Below are 21,761 nucleotides of genomic sequence, written 5' to 3'. Positions count from 1 at the left end.
GGCGTAGTGAAATCGGGGCATTGCGTAGCCAAACCCCGGAAAAATTGAGGTACACATCAATTCTTTTCAATTTGTTTCAAACTCCATTTGTGATACATTTATAGACATCAACCAACAGACTTGAATACAAGAAAACATTGAAATACTTTAACCTTATTATTCTGGTTTGTTTTATGGTGACTGCTTGTTCCAAAAAGGAATCGAAGCAGTTTACGATTGGCTTTTCGCAGTGCACGGGCAGTGATAACTGGCGTAAAACCATGCAGGAGAGCATGTACCGGGAGCTGTCTTTCAATCCGGAGATTAACTTTGTGATGAAGGATGCGGGAGGAAACAGTCAAAAACAAATCACGCAGATTGAAGCATTACTCGAACAAAAAATTGACCTGCTGATCGTATCTCCGAATGAAGCCGAGCCGATTACACCTGTTGTAGAAAAAGCCTATCAAAGCGGAATTCCAGTCATTATTTTGGATCGCCGGACCAATTCTGATCAGTATACAGCCTATGTAGGTGCTGATAATGTGGAAGTCGGGCAGATTGCCGGAGCTTATACGAATACACTTCTGAAAGGGAAGGGAAAGGTGATCGAGATCAGTGAAAAGCCTGGCTCATCAGCGGATATTGATCGCCATAAGGGTTTTATGGAAACGGTCAGCCGCTTTCCGGGCATTAGATTGACAGCAAAATTGGATGGAGACTGGGACAAATATTCTTTCGAAGCTCCCCTCACCAAACTGCTGCAAACGCATACCGACATTGACGTTATTTTCTGCCAGAATGATCGCCGTGCGCTCACCGCTTTTAAGGTTTGTAACAATTTAGGTCTCGAAAAAAAGATCCGCCTCATTGGTGTAGACGGCCTAACCGGGCCGAATGGCGGCATTGATCTTGTTGATAGGAATGTTTTAAATGCTACTATTCTATATCCGACTGGCGGTGAAGAAGCCATTCGAACTGCGATTTCTATTCTTCAAAAGAAGCCTTTCAAAAGGGAAAACCGGCTTCAAATCACCATGATCGATTCGACCAATGTCAGGATCATGAAGTTGCAGAGCGAGAAATTGGTCGCGCAGCAGCAAGACATTGAACGTCGGCAGGAGAAAATTGAAGAGCAGCGTGCGATTTCTGAAAACCAGAGCATTGTCATTTACACCGTTTCCATCACGCTTGCATTAGCACTCATTTTCGGGGCCATTTCCTTTTATTCTTTACGCGAAAACAGGAAGATTAACAAGCGGCTGGAAGTGCAGAACCATGAAATTTCAGATCAAAAAAACCAGATCGAACAACTGGCGCAAAGTGCTGAAATTGAGAATGAGGCCAAATTAAAATTCTTCACCAACATTTCGCACGAATTCCGCACACCGCTTACATTGATTTTAGCACCCATTGAAGACGTCTTAGCCAGCGAAAAAATCCGCGATCCTTTGATTAAACAAGAACTTTCCCTGATCAGAAAGAACACATTAAGACTGCTTAGGCTGGTGAGCCAGCTGATGGATTTCCGAAAATTGGGAAGTCATCGCATGCAGGTGCGTGCTGGCGAGCACAATCTGGTGGCATTTGTGAAAGACATTATGGTTGCCTTTGAACGCATTGCTTCCAAACGCAAGATTGATTTTCAGCTGATCGCTTCCGATCCCGAAGTGATGGTCTGGTTTGATGCCATGATGCTCGATAAGGTGATTTTTAACTTGCTTTCCAATGCATTCAAGTTCACGCCCGATAAAGGAAGGGTTTATTTGTATATCAAAACCAATTCCAATAATCAAGCGCAGATTACAGTGGAAGACAACGGAATAGGCATGACGGAATCGGAAGTTGCGCATGTTTTCGAGGTTTTTTATCAAGCCGAAAGCGGTTATAAAGCATTGGGAACCGGGCTCGGCCTGGCGCTTTCCAAGGAATTGATTTCGCTTCATAAAGGCACAATTTCTGTTCGCAGCCAGCCTAATAAGGAAACAGCATTCACCATTGAACTGCCGCTGGGTAACAAGCATTTCCAGGAAGATGAATTACAAACCGGGCACGCGGAAGATTTTTCTATGGTTCAAAATTTCGAAATTCAGGAAGATGATCCGGCTTCGAATAATCCTTCTTCCAAGGAAGTTTCAGCTCATGAACAATCTGTGCTGCTCATTGAAGACAACAATGATCTGGTCAGGCTTTTGGAACAAAAACTGAATGTCAATTACCAAATACTCGTTGCTAATGATGGTGAAGAAGGTTTGAGGCTGGCATTTGAACACATTCCTGATCTGATCGTGTGCGACGTGACATTGCCCAAAAAGGATGGACTGGGCGTGAGCGCGATACTGAAAGCAGATTTCAGGACGTCGCATATTCCAGTGATTTTACTAACCGCCAGGACCACCATCGAACAGCAAATCGAAGGCATTCAAACGGGCGTGGACGCTTACATTACCAAACCATTTAACCTGCAATATGTGCAGGAAAGCATTAAGACTTTGCTGAAAAACCGGTCCGTGCTTCGCGAACATTATACGAGTGAGCTGCCCATTGAAACCTCGTCGGGCACGAATCCGAACAAACTGGATAAGAAATTTATCACCCAATTCACTGCATATATTGAGGAGCGTTACGATAATTCCGAGCTCAGCGTGGAAGATATTGGCAGAGATCTCGGCATGTCGCGGGTGCAGCTTTACAGGAAGGTGAAGGCGTTGCTGAGCATGAGCGTGAATGAATACATTCAGCAGGTAAGACTCAACAAAGCCAAGTTCCTGCTGCGCCGCGACGATCTGACCATTGCTGACATCGCCTATAAGGTCGGATTTTCCTCCCCTACCTACTTCTCAACGGCCTTCAAAGGAAAATATAATCAAACACCGATGGAATATAAGAAATCATAAGAAGCCAGATTTTTATTCAAGATTTTCAATCAATCGTCCAATGCGGTTCCCCCTGAATTCATAAGAAATGATACAATTTTGAAACAAGATGTATCAAAATTGAAAGGTTACGGATGTATCAAATTTTAAATCGCAAGTTAATTCACTGATTATCATCATTATATACTTCTAAAATACCACTGTATCAAAGTTTAACTTTTTTGAGATATTATTTAGTTATTCCGGGCAGCAAGTGGCGGTAGTTTTGACAAAAAATCAGAACTACCAATGAAAAACAGTAAGGTATTAGTTTGGTCGATCGTCGTTGCACTTGGCGGGTTTCTTTTCGGGTTTGATACGGCCGTGATCTCGGGGGCGGAAAAAGCCATTCAGCATTTATGGGATCTGTCCGCGGTCGAACACGGGTTCACGGTTTCCATCGCATTGATAGGAACTGTTCTCGGGGCTATGTTAGGCGGCATTCCGGCAGACAGACTGGGAAGAAAAACCACCTTATTCTGGATCGCTGTTTTATATCTCGTTTCATCTCTCGGTTCGGCGCTCGCGACGGATTGGTATGTTTTCATATTCTTCCGATTCCTTGGCGGACTGGGCGTTGGTGCTTCCTCAGTGGCTGCGCCCATGTATATTTCCGAAATCTCTCCTGCGAAGTCACGCGGAAAAATGGTTGGGCTATTCCAGTTTAATGTCGTTTTCGGAATTCTCATCGCCTACTTCTCCAATTACTTCATGCAGGATATGGGCGACAACGCCTGGCGCTGGATGCTAGGTGTGCAGGCTCTGCCTTCTCTGATTTTCTTACTCGCCATTCTTTATGTTCCTGAAAGTCCGCGCTGGCTGATCATGAAAAAGGGTGACGTGCAACAAGCCCGAGACATTCTGAACATCATTGATACGGAGACTAGCGAAGAAACTTTGTCTGCGATCATGAACGCAAACGAAGAAACAAAAGACAAACCTTCGGCCCGGCTATTTTCTGCCAAGTACAAAACACCTGTAATGCTTGCCATTCTGTTTGCAGTTTTCAACCAGGTTTCTGGGATCAATGCCATCATTTATTACAGTCCGCGCATTTTTGAAATGACGGGATTGGGAGCAAAAGCTGCGTTTTTATCTTCCGCCGGAATTGGGTTTGTGAACTTTGCCTTTACACTTTTAGCCATCAACTTTATAGATCGTTTCGGCAGGCGCACATTGATGGCGATCGGCTCCGTGGGTGTCATTATCACACTTGGATTGGTTGCCAGGGCATTTTTTATCCAAGACTTCACGGGCGTTCCGGTTTTCCTTTTTGTTTACATTGCCTTTTTCGCATTCTCACAGGGCGCGGTCATCTGGGTTTTCATATCTGAAATTTTCCCTAATGAAGTACGCGCAAACGGCCAGGCGCTGGGAAGCTTTACCCACTGGTTTATGGCGGCCGTCATCGCCTTTTCCTTCCCGATCATTTCCGAATATCTGGGCGGAGGAATTACGTTTTCCTTCTTCGCAGTGATGATGATTTTGCAGCTCATTTTCGTGTGGCGCATCATGCCTGAAACCAAAGGAACCTCGCTGGAAAGGACTGACAAAACAATGATTCTACATTAATTTCTCAACTTATATGACACCAAAAATAACCGTTTTCGGCGAAATGCTTTGGGACATGCTGCCTTCTGGCAAACAACCCGGCGGAGCGCCCATGAATGTGGCTATTCACCTGAAAAACTTCGGCATGAATCCTGCTTTCATTAGTCGCGTCGGCGACGACGACCTCGGCGTTGAGCTCATGGATTACCTTACCAGTCAGGATTTTAATACAGATTTTATTCAAACCGGCATTACGCACCTTACCGGCATTGTAAAGGTTAACCTGACAGATAAAACAGAAGTAACCTACAAAATCGTGCAGCCCGTGGCCTGGGACTACATTATGACCACGCCTGAAAACAAAGAGTTAGTAAAGAACTCAGATGTGTTTGTCTACGGCACGCTTTCCGTTCGCAGCCAGCAATCGCGTGACACGCTTTTTGATTTACTGAAAGATGCAAAATTGAAAGTGTTTGACGTCAACATTCGCCCTCCGCATCTGGACAGAGCCACAACCGAATATCTGCTGGAACAAGCCGACATTGTAAAAGTAAACGAGCACGAGCTTAACACGGTTTGCACCTGGTTTGGCATCCAGCCCGAAGTGGAAACGCAGATGAAATTTCTCTATGAGCGCTTCAACCTGAAACTAGTTTGTGTAACGCTTGGTGCCGATGGCGCGGTCGTCCTTTCTGGTGACGGATTTCATTCTCAGGGTGGCTATGTCGTGGAAGTGCAGGACACCATTGGCAGCGGCGATTCCTTCCTGGCAATGTTTCTGAAAGAATACATATCCGGCTCTTCCATTCCCTCAGCCCTTGAAAAAGCCTGCGCAGTTGGTGCGCTGGTTGCCTCCTATTCTGGTGCTACACCTGTTATTGCTGAAAAAGAAATTGCTGATTTTTTAATCAATAATCAAATCAATCATGTTTAAACGACTACCGCTTCTGGCTTTTGCCATACTATGTTGGGTGCAACTTGCGGCTGCTCAATCCAACATCACCGGAACCGTGAAAGACGGCGCCGGCGTGACGCTCCCGGGTGTAAGTATCCTCGAAAAGGGTACAACCAATGGCACATTATCCGATGCCGATGGAAAGTATAGCATCAGCATTAACGGTGGCGCTACGATTTTGTTTTCTTACGTGGGCATGGTCCCAAGTGAGGTGGTTCCGGGCACGAATAGTGTCATGGATGTGACGCTGGAATATGATTCAAAGAGCCTGAATGAAGTCGTTGTCACCGGTTATCAGTCTGAGCGAAAGAAAGATATCACAGGTGCGGTGAGTGTGGTGAGCATTAAAGACATTAAGGACAGTCAGGTGGGTAACCCGGCAAAAGCATTGCAGGGAAGAGTGCCGGGTGTGTTGATCACCACGGATGGAGCGCCCGGTGGTGGTGCTACGGTAAGGATCAGAGGCGGCAGTACATTGGGCAATAATGATCCGCTTTACATCATCGACGGCATTCCTACCAAAAGAGGATTGAATGAAATTAACCCGGCCGATGTCGAATCTATTCAGGTTTTGAAAGACGCATCTTCGGCGACCATTTATGGTTCAAGAGCTGCAAATGGCGTGGTGATTGTTACGACCAAAAAAGCCAAAAACGGTCAATCGCGGTTGAATGTGAACATTTCTACTTCAATTCAGGATTATGCTTCCAAGTTGAAAACATTGAATGCAGACGGCAGAGGCCGCGCTTACTGGCAGGCGGCAGTCAATGACAAAGCGGATCCAAATGCGAACCAGATTTATCAATACGACTGGAATAACGACTTCAATAGTCCTTCATTGAATCAGGTAAAGTATCCCGAATTCATTGATGCGGCAAAAACGATGAAGCCTGCGAACACTTATTGGTATGATGAGATTGCACAAAAGTCTATCATTCAATCCTATGATATGTCCATTTCTAATGGTTCTGAAAAAGGAAATACCATGTTTTCGCTGGGCTATTATGATAATAAAGGAGTTGTAAAATCGACGCATAATAAAAAGTATAATGCAAGGTTGAACACAGATTTCTCGCTCTTTAAGTCCAAATTGAAAATCGGCGAAAACCTGTCTGCTACTTACATCCAGGATGTTCAGTCTCCTACTGCTGATATTTTGTTTGCTTCACTGGTTTCACAGCCCGTTGTGCCGGTTTACACCGTCGATGGCGGCTGGGGCGGTCCTGCTTCCGGCATGACCGATCGCCAAAACCCGGTAAGGCTTATCGAGGACAACCGTCAGAACAAAGGCAACTTCTACCGGCTATTCGGAAATGTATTTGCCGACCTGGAAATTATCCCAAAACTGCACCTGAAAACCAGCTATGGAATTGATTACAGCGGTGGTTACAAGAGATTGCTTAGAAAATCGTACACCTCCGGTTTCTTGTCTGATCCAACCAATCAGGTAAGCAATTTCCAGGACTATTCAGGAAATTCGATCTGGCAAAATACATTAAACTATGACATTCAAACTGGTAAGCACCAAATTGGAATCCTGGTTGGACAAGAAAGCATCCGATATATCGCCCAGGAATTTTCAGCAAGCAGAAGAGGCCTGGCGTTGGAGAATATCAATTATTCTTATTTGAACGCAGGAAGCAACAACATTAATAATGGCGGCAGCGGCAGTGCGAATTCGCTTTTCTCCTATTTCGCAAAGGTTAATTACACTTACGCCGACAAATTCCTGGCATCGGCAACCGTACGCCGCGATGGTTCGTCACGCTTTGGAAAAGAAAACCGTTTCGGAACATTCCCTGCATTTTCATTGGGTTACCGTCTGAGCGAAGAAACATTTATTAAAGACATTCCCTTCATCTCTGACCTGAAACTAAGATATGGCTGGGGTCGCTCGGGTAACCAGGAAATTCCAAACAATGCTACGCAGTCTTTATACTCAGCCATTTATGGCAGCGATCCGACCTGGGATTTTGATAATGGCAGTGCTTATGACATTGGCGGCAACGGCACGGGCCAGCTTCCGTCAGGATTTACATTAATCCAACAAGGCAATGACGCGCTGAGATGGGAATCTCTGGCAGAATCGAATTTTGGTGTGGATTTTGGTTTTTTAAACAACACATTGACTGGTTCTGTTGATTATTTCCAGAGAAAGACTTCCGACATCCTCATCAGCCCGGCATATCTGGCCGTGATTGGTGATGGTGGAAACCGGTTTACCAACGGTGCTTCGATGAAAAACAGCGGTTTCGAAGCATTGCTTTCCTATGACTCAAAAATTGGCAACGATCTAAGAATCAACCTAACAGGTAACTTCTCTCTGTATCGCAACAAGATCACTTATTTGCCAAAAGAGGTGATTGCATCCTATCCGGGAAATGGAACGGACAAGACTATTCTGGGTCGTCCGGCCAACTCATTCTTCGGATATGTAGCCGACGGCATATTCCAAAATCAGGGTGAAGTAGACAATGCTGCAACCCAGCCGGGCAAGGGCGTGGGACGGATCAGATATGCAGATCTGAACAGCGATGGCACCATTGACGCGCAGGACAGGGATTTTATCGGAAACAGCACGCCAAAATATATGTACGGCTTCAATACTTCCGTAAGCTGGAAAAATTTCGATCTGAGCTTTTTCTTCCAGGGAATCAATGTAAAGGTTCAGAACGAATTTAAAACCTACACCGATTTCTCATCACTTTGGACCGGCACGAACTGGGGTGAAAGAACGCTGGACGCATGGACGCCTGAAAACACAAGTTCTGATATTCCTGCATTGACATTGGTGGACAGAAATAATGAAGGCCGCTTCTCGACTTACTTCATTGAAAACGGTTCCTATTTAAAGCTGAGAAACGCGCAGATCGGTTACAATTTCAAAAGTCTAAATGCCCTGAAAATCCAGAGCGCGCGGTTGTATCTGCAAGGAAGTAATCTGTTTACCATCAAAAGTAAAGCTTTCACAGGTCCCGACCCGGAGATTCCAAACTTCGCTTTCCCGATCCCTGTCATAGGAACCATTGGCCTGAATGTCACTTTCTAATTTCTGAAATCATGATCACTAAAAAAATAATATACGCCCTGACATTGCTCATGGTGCTTTTCACAGGCTGCGATGATGCGCTGGTAGAACCTGCTCAAGGCGTCATTTCGGGCGACGATTTGAACACCCCTGAAAATGTGGACAAAATGGTGGTAGCAGCCTACTCCGCACTTGGAAACGATCATTACACTTCCCCTTTTTCCAGTATGTGGGCGTATGGAAGCATTCGCGGAGGCGATATGTACAAAGGTGGCGACGGGCCGGGTGATTTGTCGGAATTCCATTTGTTCGAAACATTTTCCCTGAACCGGGTGGATAATGCATTGATCGACCAGGTTTGGTTCAGATTATATGTTGGAATCAGCCGTACCAATGATGCAATGCGGAGAGTGAGTGCATTTTCAGACGCGGAATATCCGGAAAAAGCAGCCCGCATGGGTGAACTGAATTTCCTGAGAGGACATTTCTATTTCCTGCTTAAAATCTTGTTCAAATATGTCCCGTATATCGACGAAACCATTGCCAAAACCGACTATCCGACCATTTCAAATGATAAGCTTTCCAATGATGAACTATGGTCAAAAATAGAAGCCGATTTCCGGAGTGCCGTTGACAAGCTTCCTGAAAATCAAAATGACAAAGGCCGCGCAAACAAGATGTCGGCGAAGGCTTATTTGGCAAAAACACTCTTGTACAAGGCTTACGAACAAAACGAAACCAATGCCGTCGTAACCATAAACAAAGCCTTGCTGACAGAAGTAAATGCGCTTTGTGATGAGGTGATCAGCTCGGGCAAGTATAATCTGAGTCCAGATTACGCTGACAACTTTTTGACAGCAACCGAAAACGGTCCCGAATCCGTATTTGCAATCCAATACTCAAAAAACGACGGCACACCACTCGGCAGGCTGGATTACGGACATGCGCTGAATTACACCATGAACCAGGAATACGGGTGCTGCGGTTTCCACGTTCCCAGCCACGACCTGATCAATTCCTTCAAAACAAGTGCTGACGGGCTGCCTTTGTTTCAAACCTATGCGGCTAATGACGTTGCAGCGTCCCTCGATTTCCAGACCAGCTCTTTCGATCCGCGGCTTGATCACACCGTAGCAAGGCCAAATGCACCATTCAAATATGGTAAAAGCTATGTATTCCAAAAATCCTGGGCACGCGCTCCGGCGGTTTACGGTGCATTTGCAAGCATTAAAGAAGTGGTTTTACCAACAGATCCGTCTTTCCAAAAAGTGCCGCCATTTATGTCCAGCGCCAAAAACTGGCAGATTATCCGGTTCGCCGATGTATTGCTTTGGAAAGCCGAAGCATTGATCGAACTGGGTAGACAAGACGAAGCACTTCCTTTGATCAACAGGATCCGTGCCCGTGCAGCCACAAGTACAGGTTTGCTCGTAGCAGCAGATGGAAAACCAACGGCCAATTTCAGGGTGAAACCATATGTTAAGAGTTCGGACTGGACACAGAACTATGCAAGAATGGCAATGCGTTGGGAAAGAAGACTTGAATTTGCTGGTGAAGGTTATCATTTCTTCGACCTGGTTCGCTGGGGCGTTGCGGCTGAAAACATTAATGCCTATTTCCAGATTGAGAAAACAAGGGCAACGCATTTGGGAGATGCGAAATTTACAGCAGGCCGGGATGAATATCTGCCTATCCCATTGAATCAGATCAATTTCAGCAGCGGCTTGTACAAACAAAATGCAGGATGGTAAATGTCAGCAACTGGCCTGGCTCAAACACAATCAAATAACTTTATGAAAAAAATAATCATTGCATTACTCCTTATCTGCGCCATAACCGGCTCTAATGCTATTGCCCAGGCGTTTAAAGAAAAATACCGTCCGCAGTTTCACTTTACGCCCAAAGCCAATTGGATGAATGATCCGAATGGGATGGTATATCACAACGGGATTTATCATTTGTTTTATCAATACTATCCGGACGGCAAGGTTTGGGGACCCATGCACTGGGGACATGCTACGAGCAAGGATATGATCGCGTGGAAAGAGCAGCCGATTGCTTTGTATCCGGATAGCCTAGGTTACATCTTTTCAGGAAGTGCGGTTGTTGATAAGAACAATACAGCTGGATTCGGGAAAGACGCATTAGTTGCCATTTTTACGCACCACGACCCTGTCGAGGAAAAAAAGCAAACCGGTAAACACGAAACGCAAAGCATTGCATACAGTTTGGACGACGGAAAAACGTGGACGAAATACAAAGGAAATCCGGTGATCCAGAATCCGGGCGTAACCGATTTCCGGGACCCGAAAGTAAGATGGTTTGAACCGCAGAAGAAATGGGTGATGACGCTGGCAACCAAAGACCGCATCACGTTTTATTCTTCTCCTGACCTGAAATCCTGGACGCGCGAAAGTGAATTCGGGGCGAATGAAGGCGGCCACGGCGGCGTGTGGGAATGTCCGGATCTTTTTCCGATCAAACACGAAGGAAAAGACATTTGGGTGCTGATCGTGAACATTAATCCAGGCGGACCGAACAAAGGTTCTGCGGGCCAATATTTCCTCGGAGACTTTGACGGTAAAACATTCACTTCCAATTCAAAGGAAACCAAATGGCTGGATTTTGGAACAGATAATTACGCAGCTGTAACATTCGCCAACACAGGCAATCGCAACATTCTGATGGGCTGGATGAGCAACTGGCAATATGCTAATCAGGTTCCGACAGATCCTTGGAGAAGTGCGAATACGATTGCCCGTGAGTTGGGTTTAAAAACAGTCGGTAAAGAAACTTACCTGACTTCGGTTCCCGTTAAAGAACTGGATGTTTTGAACACCACCACATTTTCAATGAAGAATGTAAAGGTGAAAGATCAGCTGGATCTGACGGAACAAGCAAAGAACAAAACCGGACTTTTCCGCCTGGATTTTACGACCAAAAACACAGCGGATTTCTCAATAGTGCTGGCGAATGAGGCTGGTAATGAACTGATCGTCGGTTATAACAAAGCAAAAAATCAATATTACATTGACCGTTCGAAATCCGGTGCCATTGACTTTGAAAAAGGTTTTGGAGAAAAACACATTGCGCCCAGATTTGCAACAGGAAGTGATATTCCGCTGACATTAATCGCCGACGTTGCCTCCGTCGAGCTCTTCGCTGACAATGGGCTAACGGTGATGACCGATATTTTCTTTCCGGAAACCCCGATGTCCAAACTGCACATTAAATCCGTTTCAGGGATTACGGTTGATAATCTGAAATATACAGTTTTGAAACCTTCGGTAGAATAATCATCTATTTCCATGCGGCAAATGTAAAAATTTGACGCATGGACAGGAAATCAACCTCAACGCGTGCTCGCCAGCGCCCACCATACTAACACCGGCTGAAAAAATAACCTTACTAAACGCTTCTTATCCGTATCAAGTCCGAATGCGTTTCGCTGGTGGGTGTATTGAGTGATGTTGCCGGGAAAAACGGCGGTGAAGAATGCAGCAGCGAACTTTCCGATTTTGGGCCGGTGTTCCTGAGGTGTGGCGATCAAAGCAGCTCCGAGGGCGATTTCCGCGATCCCGGAATAGACTACTGTGTCGTCCTTTTTAAGTGGAATAAAGTCAGGGACCTGTGCGCGGAACTCTTTTCTGGCGAATGTTAAATGACTGATGCCTGCATAAACCAGACTTGCTCCCAGCAATAGCCTGCCTGCGGTTTTTAAATCTTGTTGTTTCATCTTGATACGTAGGTTTTAGAAAATCAAGACAAGAACCATACCTGCACGCATATCATTCAGCATTCACTAGTTGTCTCAGAATCACATCCCGCAAACGGCCTTCATGTTCATCGCTCCATTGCCCTAATGCGGCGATGACGGGGATTAATGTCTTACCGAATTCGGTCAGGCTGTATTCTACTTTTGGCGGCACAACGGGATAGATTTTCCTGGTCACCAATTCGTGCTCTTCCAATTCTTTCAATTGGATATTCAAAACCCTGCGGGATGCATCCGGAATTTTGCGTTGGAGCTCGCTTGGGCGTTTATGACCTTCATTGATAAACCACAACAAACGTATTTTCCATTTGCCGTAGAGCACTTCGCCTATCAGATCAAGGCCACAATTCAGGTTCGGTAATGTTTTCCGCTCATACATATTTCAAATGTAAATGTATGTCTCAATTTGTGCAATAGGGGATCAATTTATCCCTATATGAATCGTAGTTCCGTACTTGTACCAACTGTTTTTACACACCAATTTTGCCCTATAAAATTCTTAAAAAAGGAAAAATAAAATGGAGCAATTTAATTTCAACAATGAGTTATCAGGCAAAATTGCACTGGTAACAGGAGGTACAAAAGGAGCCGGAAGAGCAATTGCAGAAAGGCTTTTACAGGCTGGTGCAACAGTTATCATTACCGCCAGAAACGCACCGGAAAAAGAGAACACCCGTTTGCATTTCATTCCCTCCGATTTGAGTAAAGCAGAAGGAGCGCAAAAAGTGGCTGATGAGGTGCTATCGACTTATGGGAGACTGGATATCCTGGTGAACAATCTTGGTTCTTCGGAAACCCCTGCCGGTGGTTTTGCCGTGTTAACTGATGAGGATTGGGAATCGACCTTACAAGCTAATCTGCTTGCTCCGGTCCGGCTGGACAGAGCATTGTTGCCACAAATGATCGGGCAAAAAAGCGGTGTTATCATTCATATCGCTTCTATTCAGGGCACGCTGCCGTTATTTGATTCCACATTGCCCTATGCAGCCGCAAAAGCAGGATTGATAAATTACAGCAAAAGCTTATCCAATGAGGTGACGCCAAAAGGAGTTCGTGTGCTCACTGTTTCGCCAGGCTGGATCCGAACGGAAAATGTGAAAGTTTGGCTGGAAAGGATCGCTCAAAGCTCGAATATTTCCGTTGAGGAGGCGCAAAAAAGTGTCATGGATGCCTTGGGCGGAATTCCATTTGGAAGACCGGCTGAGCCAGAAGAAGTGGCAGAACTGGTCGGCTTCCTCGTTTCGCCGAGAGCAAGCTATCTCACCGGAACAGAATTTGTCATCGACGGCGGCACTGTACCGACCATTTAAACAATTCAAAACGCACAAGTAAAAACAGGCAATAGAACGCTGAAATTGCAGGTCATGGAGAACGGCTGATAGAAGTATCTTCCGTTTGACTAATCTTATAAATTTTTGTATTATTGGTGTATACAAAATTTATAAACCATGATAAATCTATTCTATGTTTCCGTATTTGCTTTAATGTGCAGCACAGTGGTAGGTCAGGGCATGAAGACTGAAATTGTAGGCAATAAGCAAATGACAAATTCGAGTCGGGAGATTCCAAATTTCAGTCATTTAAGAATTATCGGACTGGATGTGGATTTACAAAAAGGACAAACCAATTCTATTTCTTTGACAGCAGAATCAAATATCATTGAGCACATTGTAAGTAAGGTCGATGGTGACACGCTTGTGATTCATTACGAGAGAAATCAGCCATTAAGAAATGTCACAAGCCCTAAAATAATGCTGACTTTCAGTAACAGTATAAACAGCATATTGGGTAGCATTTCTAACATCAAATTACTTTCTCTACTTGAAAATGATGATCTGGTTGTAAAACTTCAAACCAAATCATCCATTACCGGAATGGTAAAATTGAATTCCTTAAACCTGAGGATGGAAACGTCATGTAATGCCGCATTAAGCGGATCAGCGAATGATATGCATGCCGAATTATTCACAAAAAGCAACTTGAATGCAAGGGATTTGGCAATAAAGAACCTGGACATTGTTGAAGAAACGCACTGCAAGTCCGAATTGAATGTTTCAGAACAACTTACAGCCAAATTATTTGTTGAAAGCACACTCAATAATGTGGGTCATGCAAAGCCAGATATCACTTATCCGTCTATGGACCAGATGACTTCTATGAAATCATTCAGCCGGAATGTTGATATGTTTAAGTTTAATTGACAGCTGAAACGTGTAATTGAGTTTTCAGATTTGATAACAAACATTGACCTGGGTTCCACTTCGACAATCCATTATCACCGACATTGATACTGGATCTCTAACATTCTGTTATTAAATGCACCATTCAGCGGATAACTCTTGTCATTATATTGGTAATGAGAATCATGAACTTCACGGAATTGCTCTTTCACGAAAAGATAGCTGGCCCGTGTCATGTTATTTGTTGAAAGCAGATACATGAATTCAGAACTACTGCCTCCTTGTAACTCATGCCAGGTTTTGTTAGGGTTTGGGTGTGAATCATAGTCATATCTGATTTCTGTAACAATGTCCGGATATGCGGTTCGTTTGACGTAAATCACATTGCCTTTTTCATCATACTCGAGATCCAATACGAGCGTCAGCTTTTCTGTGTAGTTTTCTATTTTATCAGGCGATCCTTTGACTTCATAATCACTCCTTTTCACCCTGGAAATCCTGCCGTCCTTCCACTCGAATTCTGTTTTTGACATTGGGAATGGCATTCGTGAGTAGGAAATCTTGGTAGATAAGTTTCCATCGGCTCCATAATTGAACCTGGTTGCTGGGTTCTCACCGGATGCATTACCAATGGAGTTTAGCTTATTATCAGCATTATAACTTATGTTCATAACATCTTCCACCCGGCCAAATCCAAACGGATCCGGGTGGCTCGCCCGTATTTCAACCAGTTTTTTGCCATCATATTTGAAATTATAATGGTATCCACCCGAGGTCGTATCTGTGACATAACTCGAAATCAAACATGCATCCTGTTCCTGCTGCTTTTCAACAGTACTTTTTTGACAACTGAATAAAGAAATTAATAACAATAGAACAAAAGCAGATTTCATTAGGAAATGTAAGTCAATAGAATTCGAAACAATTATAGCATTTTAAAACATAAAGTAGCACGAAAAACGAAAATACGGCCAAACCTTACACCAGCCTTTCCCTGATCGCCAGGCTTACTGCTTCTGTGGCGCTGTTTACGTAAAGTTTATCGTAGATATTGCGGATGTGGTTATTTACTGTGTTGTAGGCGATGCCACATTCTGCGGCGATTAGTTTATAGCTGTAACCTTTGACCAGAAAACCCAATATGTGCTTCTCGCGCTCGGTCAGGTGGTAGTCTTTTTTAGCTATGGTTTCAGCAGAAAAGTAGCGCAGGACTTTGGTGGCAATGCTGCCGGTCATAGGCGCGCCGCCTTCAAGCGCCTCCCGCAAACTCTCGATAAACCGCTCCGGACTTGTCTTTTTTAATAAATATCCATTGGCACCGGCTTGCAGACTGCCAAAAATCCGCTCGTCTTCTTCAAAGTTTGTTTGGATGAGCACGGGCAATGCGCCAAAATGCCTTCTGATCAGGATAGTTGCATCGATGCCGTTAATTCCGGGCATGTCTATATCCATGAGCACAAGGTCCGGTTTCGATTCGGTAATGTTGACCAGAAGGTTGTTGGCATTTGGGAAAGTTCCGGTGCACACGAAACCGTCGGAGAGATTGAGGAGCATGGAGACGCTGTTCAATCTTTCCTGATTATCGTCGAAAATGATGATCCTTGACGCCATACGGTGAGTCAATAGCAATTAATATGATGTTGAAATAAAATATCCTGCAAAATTAGCATTCGAATTTCTTCTACAATATAGCAAATACTAGTCATCCTCATTGCATCAGAATACCAGCGTAATGGTCGTCCCCTCGTCGATGACGGAGTGTATCGTAAGCAGGCCGTTCATTTGTGCCGCCCGGTGGTGCATATTGGCCAGTCCATTGCCCTTCCTGATGAAATCCGGATCAAAGCCCCGGCCATTGTCATGGATAGTCAGCTTTGTATGGCCGCTTTCCCGCATTGTAAATACATCTATGGTGCTGGCATTGGAATATTTGGCAGCATTGTTCATCGCTTCTTTGAAAATCAGATACAGGTTTTTCCTCGTCTGCATATTCAGTTTAAGGTTTTGGATTTGAATATCTGTTTCAAAACAAAAAGTAAATCCTTTGGACTCGGCCAATGTGCTGCCAAACTCAAACATCCGGGCAAACACGTCCTCGATCTGGTCATTCCCGGCTTTGACACTCCATACAATATCGCTAAGCCCTTCCTGAACCTGCTGGGCATTTTCCTTTATCTTCCGGACCACCTGCTGATGTTCCGTTTTCTCGATTTGCATGAGCAATGCCTGGCTGTAAAAAGTAATGCTGCTAAGCGTGCTCCCGATCTCATCATGCATATCAGCGCTGATCCCGTTGCGGATTTTTTGGATATCCATGATCTGCCGGAGCCTGTATTGATAAAAAAAGTAAATCAGCAACCCCACGCCCAGCAGACTGAGAATGAAAAACCAAACCGATTGATACCAGGGCGTAAGAACCCGGATCGGTGACTGCCATTCCTGACTGCTCCAATCGGCGCCGCCAACGGAAACCTGGACTTTCAGCATGTAATCACCCGGTGGCAGACTGTTAAAGAGTAGTTTGTTCCCAAATTCAAACATTTGCCACCTATCGTCCCCCCACCCTTCCAGCTTGTAGCGAAACCGGTTCAATGACGTATTCTGGTAATCCGAGCTCATGAATGCAAAGGCAAACAGGCGGTCACCTGGATTGAAAACGATCTGCTGACCAGTCTGGTGGGTAATGATGGTGTCGGTTTTGTTCCGGCTCGCATCGAATTTCGAATAGGAAATAAGCTGCAATGCACTTTCTTTTTTCGCGCTTGAATCAAGCTCTTCCGGGTTGAATGCCACCACGCCGTTCAGGCCGCCGAAGTAAAGTGTGCCGTCTCTTGATTTCAGATAGGATCCATGATTGAATTCCAAATGAGGTAAGCCGTCTGAAATGCCGTAGTTATGGAATTTTCCCGTTTTCGTATTAAAGCGCGACAAACCTTTATTCGTACTCATCCAAAGATTCCCCCGTTTATCGGGCAGGGCCGCATAAATGTTGTTATCAGGCAGGCCGTCATGCGTGGTAAAAAGCCGCGTTTGTTTGCTATCTACGTCAATGCGGATCAAACCTTGCCCGGTTGCCGCCCAAAGTGCATTTTCAAACCATGTTGTATGGAAAATCTGCAAAGCGGGAAGCTTGATCTTATCTCCGGCTGCCTGTCCGTAATGTTCATAAATACTGGCATCCGCATTCAGCACATACAGACCATTGGTTGTACTGACCAAAACACGGTTTTTCTGCCAGGGCATGAAGTTGTTGACGCGCACGTTTTTGATATAGCGTCCCGCTTTATCATTCAAAAGAACAGGTTGCATGTCCCGCGTGCCGATAATTCCCATTCCACCCCAGGTGCCTGTCCAGAAAGTTGAGTCATTGAGTTTATAAAAAGAAGTAAAGCCGCGTCCGCTCACAAACGGGAAATCCACCTCCGCGTAAGCCTCGGTCTCAGGATCAATTTTAAGGAACTCGATGCCATCTGTTACTGCATAAACCTCGTTTTTGGTAAAAAGCACTTTATAAGGAATCACCGTATTCTTCATAGTCCTGTTCTGGCTGTGCAGCTGCATATGCCTGCTCCTATGTGTCACGGGATCGATCTGATGAAGCAGATATTGCAAACCGTCGCGGTTATAGCCATAGGAACACGCCCAGATCTTTCCGGAATTATCCTCAGTAATGCCTCTGACGCTGCTACCGATATCGCCGGTCTTTTCCAAAGGCACGCTCATGTATCGTCTAAAAATCTCTTCGGTTAGCGTAACTTTTATCAGACCGTTGACGCCTGCCACCCAAAAACTGCCGTCGGTGCTCAGACAGGCGGCAAAAAAGTAAATGTCTGCACCTGATTTTTGCAGCAGGCGGGTGGTCAGATCGGTGAATTGACCGGTTTTTTGATTTAATAAACCAATTTCCTTTGAAGATTTATACCACTTATAATTTCCTTTATCAGTATAAATGATCCCGGGCGCTATCGGGGCGTCCGTATCAGTAATAGGGCCAAAATGTCCGGTTTTGAAAGCATAATGCAGCATCCGGAAGTGTTTCCCTGTTTTTTGCTCAAAATATATTAATAATGTATCCGCACTCACCTGCACCACACTGAAGATGCGAAATGGACGGAGGTTAATGTCATTTCCTATCAGATCAGTTCGTTTAACCAGTTTGGCATTATCATCAATTTCGTCCAAAAAAGCCCCGTCACTAAACGCATACTGCTTGCCTTTCCCGTCCAGAAACAGGTTGGTAACTTGGCTCGCAACACCGGAAGCCTGTCCCGCATGGGTTGGTGGCATATATAGTGCCTCAGGAACAAGATCTTTACTGATCTTAATGAGCTTTCCACGCGGTATCGAAACCCAGCCATTTTGATCATTGTCAAAAAAAACATCCAGATGCTGTTTGGAATCAACACTTTTGAGAGCAGTTGAAGGTTTAATGGTCTTGCACGTGAGGTTAAGTACATCGACAATGCTGACGCCGATATTATGCGTCACCCATATGTCGCCACCCGGCCCGGTCTTGATTTGGTTGATCAGGGTTCCGCTGCCGATGGATCGGGTTAGCATGTCCGTAAAATTCTGAAAACTGTAACCATCATAACGCCATAGCTCCTGGCCGGTTGCCACCCACATGAAGCCGCGGCCATCCTGGGCGAGCGCGCGCGTATTCCGGCTGGGCAAGCCTTGCTCCGGGCCAAGCAACTGAATGTTTACACGCGTTTGCGGAGCCTGCGCCACGCAGATATCCGCAAAAAGCAAAACCAGGAAAGGCAGCAGACCATACAAGTGGATTTTTATGCAAGACAAATTTATCTTGAATTGTAAAACTCTGCGAAGCATGAAGAGGTGGGAGTGAATATAAGACGGATGTAACTTGTATACTCTTAAAGTGACTTTTCGATTAAAGAACAAATAACCTTTTTTCTAACCGCCTGTCACAACAATGATTAAGGAAGTAAAACCGGCCCGTATAGCAATAATTTGCTATTGCGTTATGGCGCTTTCCTATCGTCTTTTGCGCTAAGATTTTACTCAACGTTTTTTTCTTAATCACTATGTCCAATGCCAGGTTCTGTGAAAATGCTGCAACAGCGTTCTTCACAGGATTTCCCTGGTCTGCACAACCAAAAGCTCCACAATCATCATCCTTAACAACCTCAATTTCAAAACAATGAAAAAATTAATTTACTCACTTTCAACATTACTGGCTTTTCTCTTCGTCCTGGCTTGCACAGATCACGACATTTTTGAACCTGAACCGGAAACTTTGTCTTCCGAACTATTTGTAACCGGCTTGAAATATCCGATCGGGATGGCAGCGGATGACAAGAACAACCTGTGGGTAACCGAAGCAGGATCCGGTAAAGGCGATGATGGCAGCGTATCCATGATTACCCCCTCGGGCGTGAAAACGACATTTGTTACCGGTCTCCAGTCCCTGATGCGGGAAGGATCCATAGAAGGAATAGCTCATCTGGCTTACCGCGCAGGGAAATTATATTTTCTGCATGGCTCCAACGGCATACTTTACACAGCCGATGTGTCGTCCTTCAAATCCGGCGACAGCCCTGTTGCGCTGGCCCTTATCGACTCAGCAGACATTGGAAGCTATGTCGAAAGCCTGGCTTTGACCAATCCCATTAATTCAAATACATACCATGTTACATTCGGGCCGGACGATCATATGTACATCGTTGACGCCGGAAGCAATGCCATTATTAAAAGAGACAAGACAAGCGGCGCCCTAAGCCTTTTTGCTAAAATACCCAATGTTGCAGCGGGTGTGGAGGCTGTGCCAACCGGCATCGTTTACGATGGAAGCAAATTCCTCGTAAGCACATTAACCGGCTTCCCTTTCACGCCGGGTGATGCCAAAATCTTTGAGGTAAAGACCTCGGGAGCGGTTGAGGTTTACAAGTCTAACTTCACAACCCTGACCGGCATTACACTTTCAGCCAACCAGAAGCCCATCGTCATCCAGCATGGTGTTTTCGGAGCAATGGGATTTGCGGCTAAGTCTGGCAAAGTACTCAATGAAGACGGAAAGATCCTGCTCGACGGTCTTTCGCGGCCAACTGACATTATTCGTGGCAACGGCAAACTCTACTATTTGCTTAGCTATCAGGACGGGACGATCAGCAAGCTGTCGTATAAATAAGTTCTTCTTTCCGGAAAAGTGTGGACAGTCGCCCGATATAGTAGCGCTTCCATGATCTCAATGGGGAAGTTACGTCTCAGAAAACCGTTTCAGACGACACGAAACCGGATAATTTATTTATAATTATTCTAAGTTTCGTAAATAATGGTGCAGTTCTTCCTTGCACTAATTATTCCAGTGCTATCAATTTAGGATTAAATACAAAAAAGCGGAATGAAGTAACCGATTGGTTATTTATTCCGCTTTTTTGTATTTAATTCCTCCATTTTCTGGCATGAGAATTTTGCTGTATACATGGTCTGCTAGGGGGCCACACTATCCGCATACTCATGAGCAATAAATGCACTTTACTAATAGCGAGTCTTTTTCTTATTCTCTGCATCTACCTCAAAGAGGCACGTGCACGGGCTGAGGAAAGCAGTAAGTTGAAGTCTGAGCTTCACAGTAAAATGATAAGTACTGTCCCGGAGGCGGGCTTGTTACGCCGACATTAGGCTTCAAAGCTTAAAAACACACTTGTATATAAAAATATCAACCTAGACTATACTCAACGTATTAAATTTTAGCCGGGTAGAAACATCTTCCCGGCTTTTATTCTTTTTGATGGTTGAAATTTTTGCTGACACTCTTTCAGCCTGCTGATCCGGCTCTGGCCTAATGTTCACGTGATATTTAAAAGCCTGGGATACCTCTCATAAAAGGCACAGTCCCAATCGAAGTATACATTCTGTCCAACTTAATCCTTGACTTATATGCTTTTTCTATTCTTCATTATCGCCTGTTTTAACTGACTGCATGGGATCTGGGTGCAGCTTCTTCTAATTACTTACCGGCCGTTTCCAACGAGTTGCGCGCAGTGGAGCCCGGATATTACTTTTGTCTCGCAACGACACCATTGTCCGAAAATCAATATATTTTCGTCGCCACACCTTTAAAAAAAGGAAATTTGATGATCGATGGCCGGATCATTAATGTTAGCTACACCATGACCGACAAAGACCGGAAGGGTTTTACGGATTATTTTTCGGGTGAAAACTACAACGTCAGGTTGATTATCCGGGACGAAATAAAAAGTGAGATCGGCATTTCCGACTATCGCGGGATACTGGAAGTGCAGCATGGCGCTGAGAACCGGAAATATAAAGTCCACGGACGCCGCTATTAAGATTTTGAAGAAATTGGGAACTATACCATTATTGCAAGGTGTTCCGCAATAATTTTCCAACC

Annotated in this window: 15 protein-coding genes; 10 read left to right on the top strand and 5 right to left on the bottom strand. The window is 44.8% G+C overall.

Annotation, left to right across the window (positions count from 1 at the left end; translation table 11 throughout):
• Positions 1-137: 137 nt before the first annotated feature.
• The 6 genes from LZG74_RS07375 (at position 138) to LZG74_RS07350 (ending at position 11,724) form a co-directional block, all read left to right on the top strand.
• Positions 138-2,876, top strand: coding sequence for a substrate-binding domain-containing protein (locus LZG74_RS07375; RefSeq protein WP_233795925.1), 2,739 nt, complete (start codon positions 138-140; stop codon positions 2,874-2,876).
• 267 nt (positions 2,877-3,143) lie between these two features.
• Positions 3,144-4,466, top strand: coding sequence for a sugar porter family MFS transporter (locus LZG74_RS07370; RefSeq protein WP_233795924.1), 1,323 nt, complete (start codon positions 3,144-3,146; stop codon positions 4,464-4,466).
• A 13-nt stretch (positions 4,467-4,479) separates the two neighbouring features.
• On the top strand, positions 4,480-5,379 hold the full coding sequence (locus tag LZG74_RS07365) for a carbohydrate kinase (RefSeq protein WP_233795923.1): 900 nt from the start codon (positions 4,480-4,482) through the stop codon (positions 5,377-5,379).
• Entirely contained in the window at positions 5,372-8,449 is a 3,078-nt protein-coding gene (locus LZG74_RS07360) for a TonB-dependent receptor (RefSeq protein WP_233795922.1), read from the top strand. The genes LZG74_RS07365 and LZG74_RS07360 overlap by 8 nt, the downstream gene beginning before the upstream one ends.
• A gap of 11 nt (positions 8,450-8,460) precedes the next feature.
• Entirely contained in the window at positions 8,461-10,179 is a 1,719-nt protein-coding gene (locus tag LZG74_RS07355) for a RagB/SusD family nutrient uptake outer membrane protein (protein WP_233795921.1), read from the top strand.
• A 42-nt stretch (positions 10,180-10,221) separates the two neighbouring features.
• Positions 10,222-11,724 carry a glycoside hydrolase family 32 protein gene (locus LZG74_RS07350; RefSeq protein ID WP_233795920.1) on the top strand — a complete coding sequence of 501 codons (1,503 nt, stop codon included), beginning with the start codon at positions 10,222-10,224 and terminating at the stop codon, positions 11,722-11,724.
• 56 nt (positions 11,725-11,780) lie between these two features.
• Here LZG74_RS07350 and LZG74_RS07345 read toward each other — a convergent pair whose 3' ends face one another.
• Together LZG74_RS07345 and LZG74_RS07340 are read right to left on the bottom strand one after the other, a co-directional pair.
• Complete coding sequence (locus LZG74_RS07345; RefSeq protein WP_233795919.1) at positions 11,781-12,164, bottom strand: hypothetical protein; 384 nt, start codon at positions 12,162-12,164, stop codon at positions 11,781-11,783.
• 52 nt (positions 12,165-12,216) lie between these two features.
• A complete protein-coding gene (locus tag LZG74_RS07340; RefSeq protein ID WP_233795918.1) occupies positions 12,217-12,582 on the bottom strand; it encodes a helix-turn-helix domain-containing protein in 366 nt (121 codons plus the stop codon).
• 139 nt (positions 12,583-12,721) lie between these two features.
• Between LZG74_RS07340 and LZG74_RS07335 the strand changes: the two genes are divergently transcribed.
• Positions 12,722-13,513 carry an SDR family oxidoreductase gene (locus tag LZG74_RS07335; protein ID WP_233795917.1) on the top strand — a complete coding sequence of 264 codons (792 nt, stop codon included), beginning with the start codon at positions 12,722-12,724 and terminating at the stop codon, positions 13,511-13,513.
• Positions 13,514-13,651: 138 nt separating this feature from the next.
• Positions 13,652-14,404, top strand: coding sequence for a GIN domain-containing protein (locus LZG74_RS07330; protein WP_233795916.1), 753 nt, complete (start codon positions 13,652-13,654; stop codon positions 14,402-14,404).
• A 74-nt stretch (positions 14,405-14,478) separates the two neighbouring features.
• Here LZG74_RS07330 and LZG74_RS07325 read toward each other — a convergent pair whose 3' ends face one another.
• From LZG74_RS07325 to LZG74_RS07315, 3 genes are all read right to left on the bottom strand, one after another.
• On the bottom strand, positions 14,479-15,186 hold the full coding sequence (locus LZG74_RS07325; protein ID WP_233795915.1) for a hypothetical protein: 708 nt from the start codon (positions 15,184-15,186) through the stop codon (positions 14,479-14,481).
• A 175-nt stretch (positions 15,187-15,361) separates the two neighbouring features.
• Positions 15,362-15,994: a response regulator transcription factor gene (locus LZG74_RS07320; RefSeq protein ID WP_233795914.1), complete on the bottom strand. Its 633-nt coding sequence runs from the start codon at positions 15,992-15,994 to the stop codon at positions 15,362-15,364.
• A 105-nt stretch (positions 15,995-16,099) separates the two neighbouring features.
• A complete protein-coding gene (locus LZG74_RS07315) occupies positions 16,100-19,183 on the bottom strand; it encodes a sensor histidine kinase (protein WP_233795913.1) in 3,084 nt (1,027 codons plus the stop codon).
• Between the two features lie 364 nt (positions 19,184-19,547).
• Here LZG74_RS07315 and LZG74_RS07310 point away from each other — a divergent pair, with 364 nt between their 5' ends.
• Together LZG74_RS07310 and LZG74_RS07305 are read left to right on the top strand one after the other, a co-directional pair.
• Positions 19,548-20,534, top strand: a complete 987-nt coding sequence (locus LZG74_RS07310; protein ID WP_233795912.1) for a ScyD/ScyE family protein — start codon at positions 19,548-19,550, stop codon at positions 20,532-20,534.
• A gap of 856 nt (positions 20,535-21,390) precedes the next feature.
• Complete coding sequence (locus LZG74_RS07305; RefSeq protein WP_233795911.1) at positions 21,391-21,699, top strand: hypothetical protein; 309 nt, start codon at positions 21,391-21,393, stop codon at positions 21,697-21,699.
• Positions 21,700-21,761: the final 62 nt, after the last annotated feature.

The sequence above is a fragment of the Dyadobacter sp. CY327 genome (assembly GCF_021390415.1).
Classification (GTDB): Bacteria; Bacteroidota; Bacteroidia; order Cytophagales; family Spirosomataceae; genus Dyadobacter; species Dyadobacter chenhuakuii.
This window is presented reverse-complemented; position numbering and strand designations above follow the sequence as displayed.

Excerpts from the sequence above, each read along its gene's own strand:
- LZG74_RS07370 (WP_233795924.1), top strand. The coding sequence starts at position 3,144 with ATGAAAAACAGTAAGGTATTAGTTTGGTCGATCGTCGTTGCACTTGGC.
- LZG74_RS07365 (WP_233795923.1), top strand. The coding sequence starts at position 4,480 with ATGACACCAAAAATAACCGTTTTCGGCGAAATGCTTTGGGACATGCTG.
- LZG74_RS07360 (WP_233795922.1), top strand. The coding sequence starts at position 5,372 with ATGTTTAAACGACTACCGCTTCTGGCTTTTGCCATACTATGTTGGGTG.
- LZG74_RS07355 (WP_233795921.1), top strand. The coding sequence starts at position 8,461 with ATGATCACTAAAAAAATAATATACGCCCTGACATTGCTCATGGTGCTT.
- LZG74_RS07350 (WP_233795920.1), top strand. The coding sequence starts at position 10,222 with ATGAAAAAAATAATCATTGCATTACTCCTTATCTGCGCCATAACCGGC.
- LZG74_RS07345 (WP_233795919.1), bottom strand. The coding sequence starts at position 12,164 with ATGAAACAACAAGATTTAAAAACCGCAGGCAGGCTATTGCTGGGAGCA.
- LZG74_RS07340 (WP_233795918.1), bottom strand. The coding sequence starts at position 12,582 with ATGTATGAGCGGAAAACATTACCGAACCTGAATTGTGGCCTTGATCTG.
- LZG74_RS07335 (WP_233795917.1), top strand. The coding sequence starts at position 12,722 with ATGGAGCAATTTAATTTCAACAATGAGTTATCAGGCAAAATTGCACTG.
- LZG74_RS07330 (WP_233795916.1), top strand. The coding sequence starts at position 13,652 with ATGATAAATCTATTCTATGTTTCCGTATTTGCTTTAATGTGCAGCACA.
- LZG74_RS07320 (WP_233795914.1), bottom strand. The coding sequence starts at position 15,994 with ATGGCGTCAAGGATCATCATTTTCGACGATAATCAGGAAAGATTGAAC.
- LZG74_RS07310 (WP_233795912.1), top strand. The coding sequence starts at position 19,548 with ATGAAAAAATTAATTTACTCACTTTCAACATTACTGGCTTTTCTCTTC.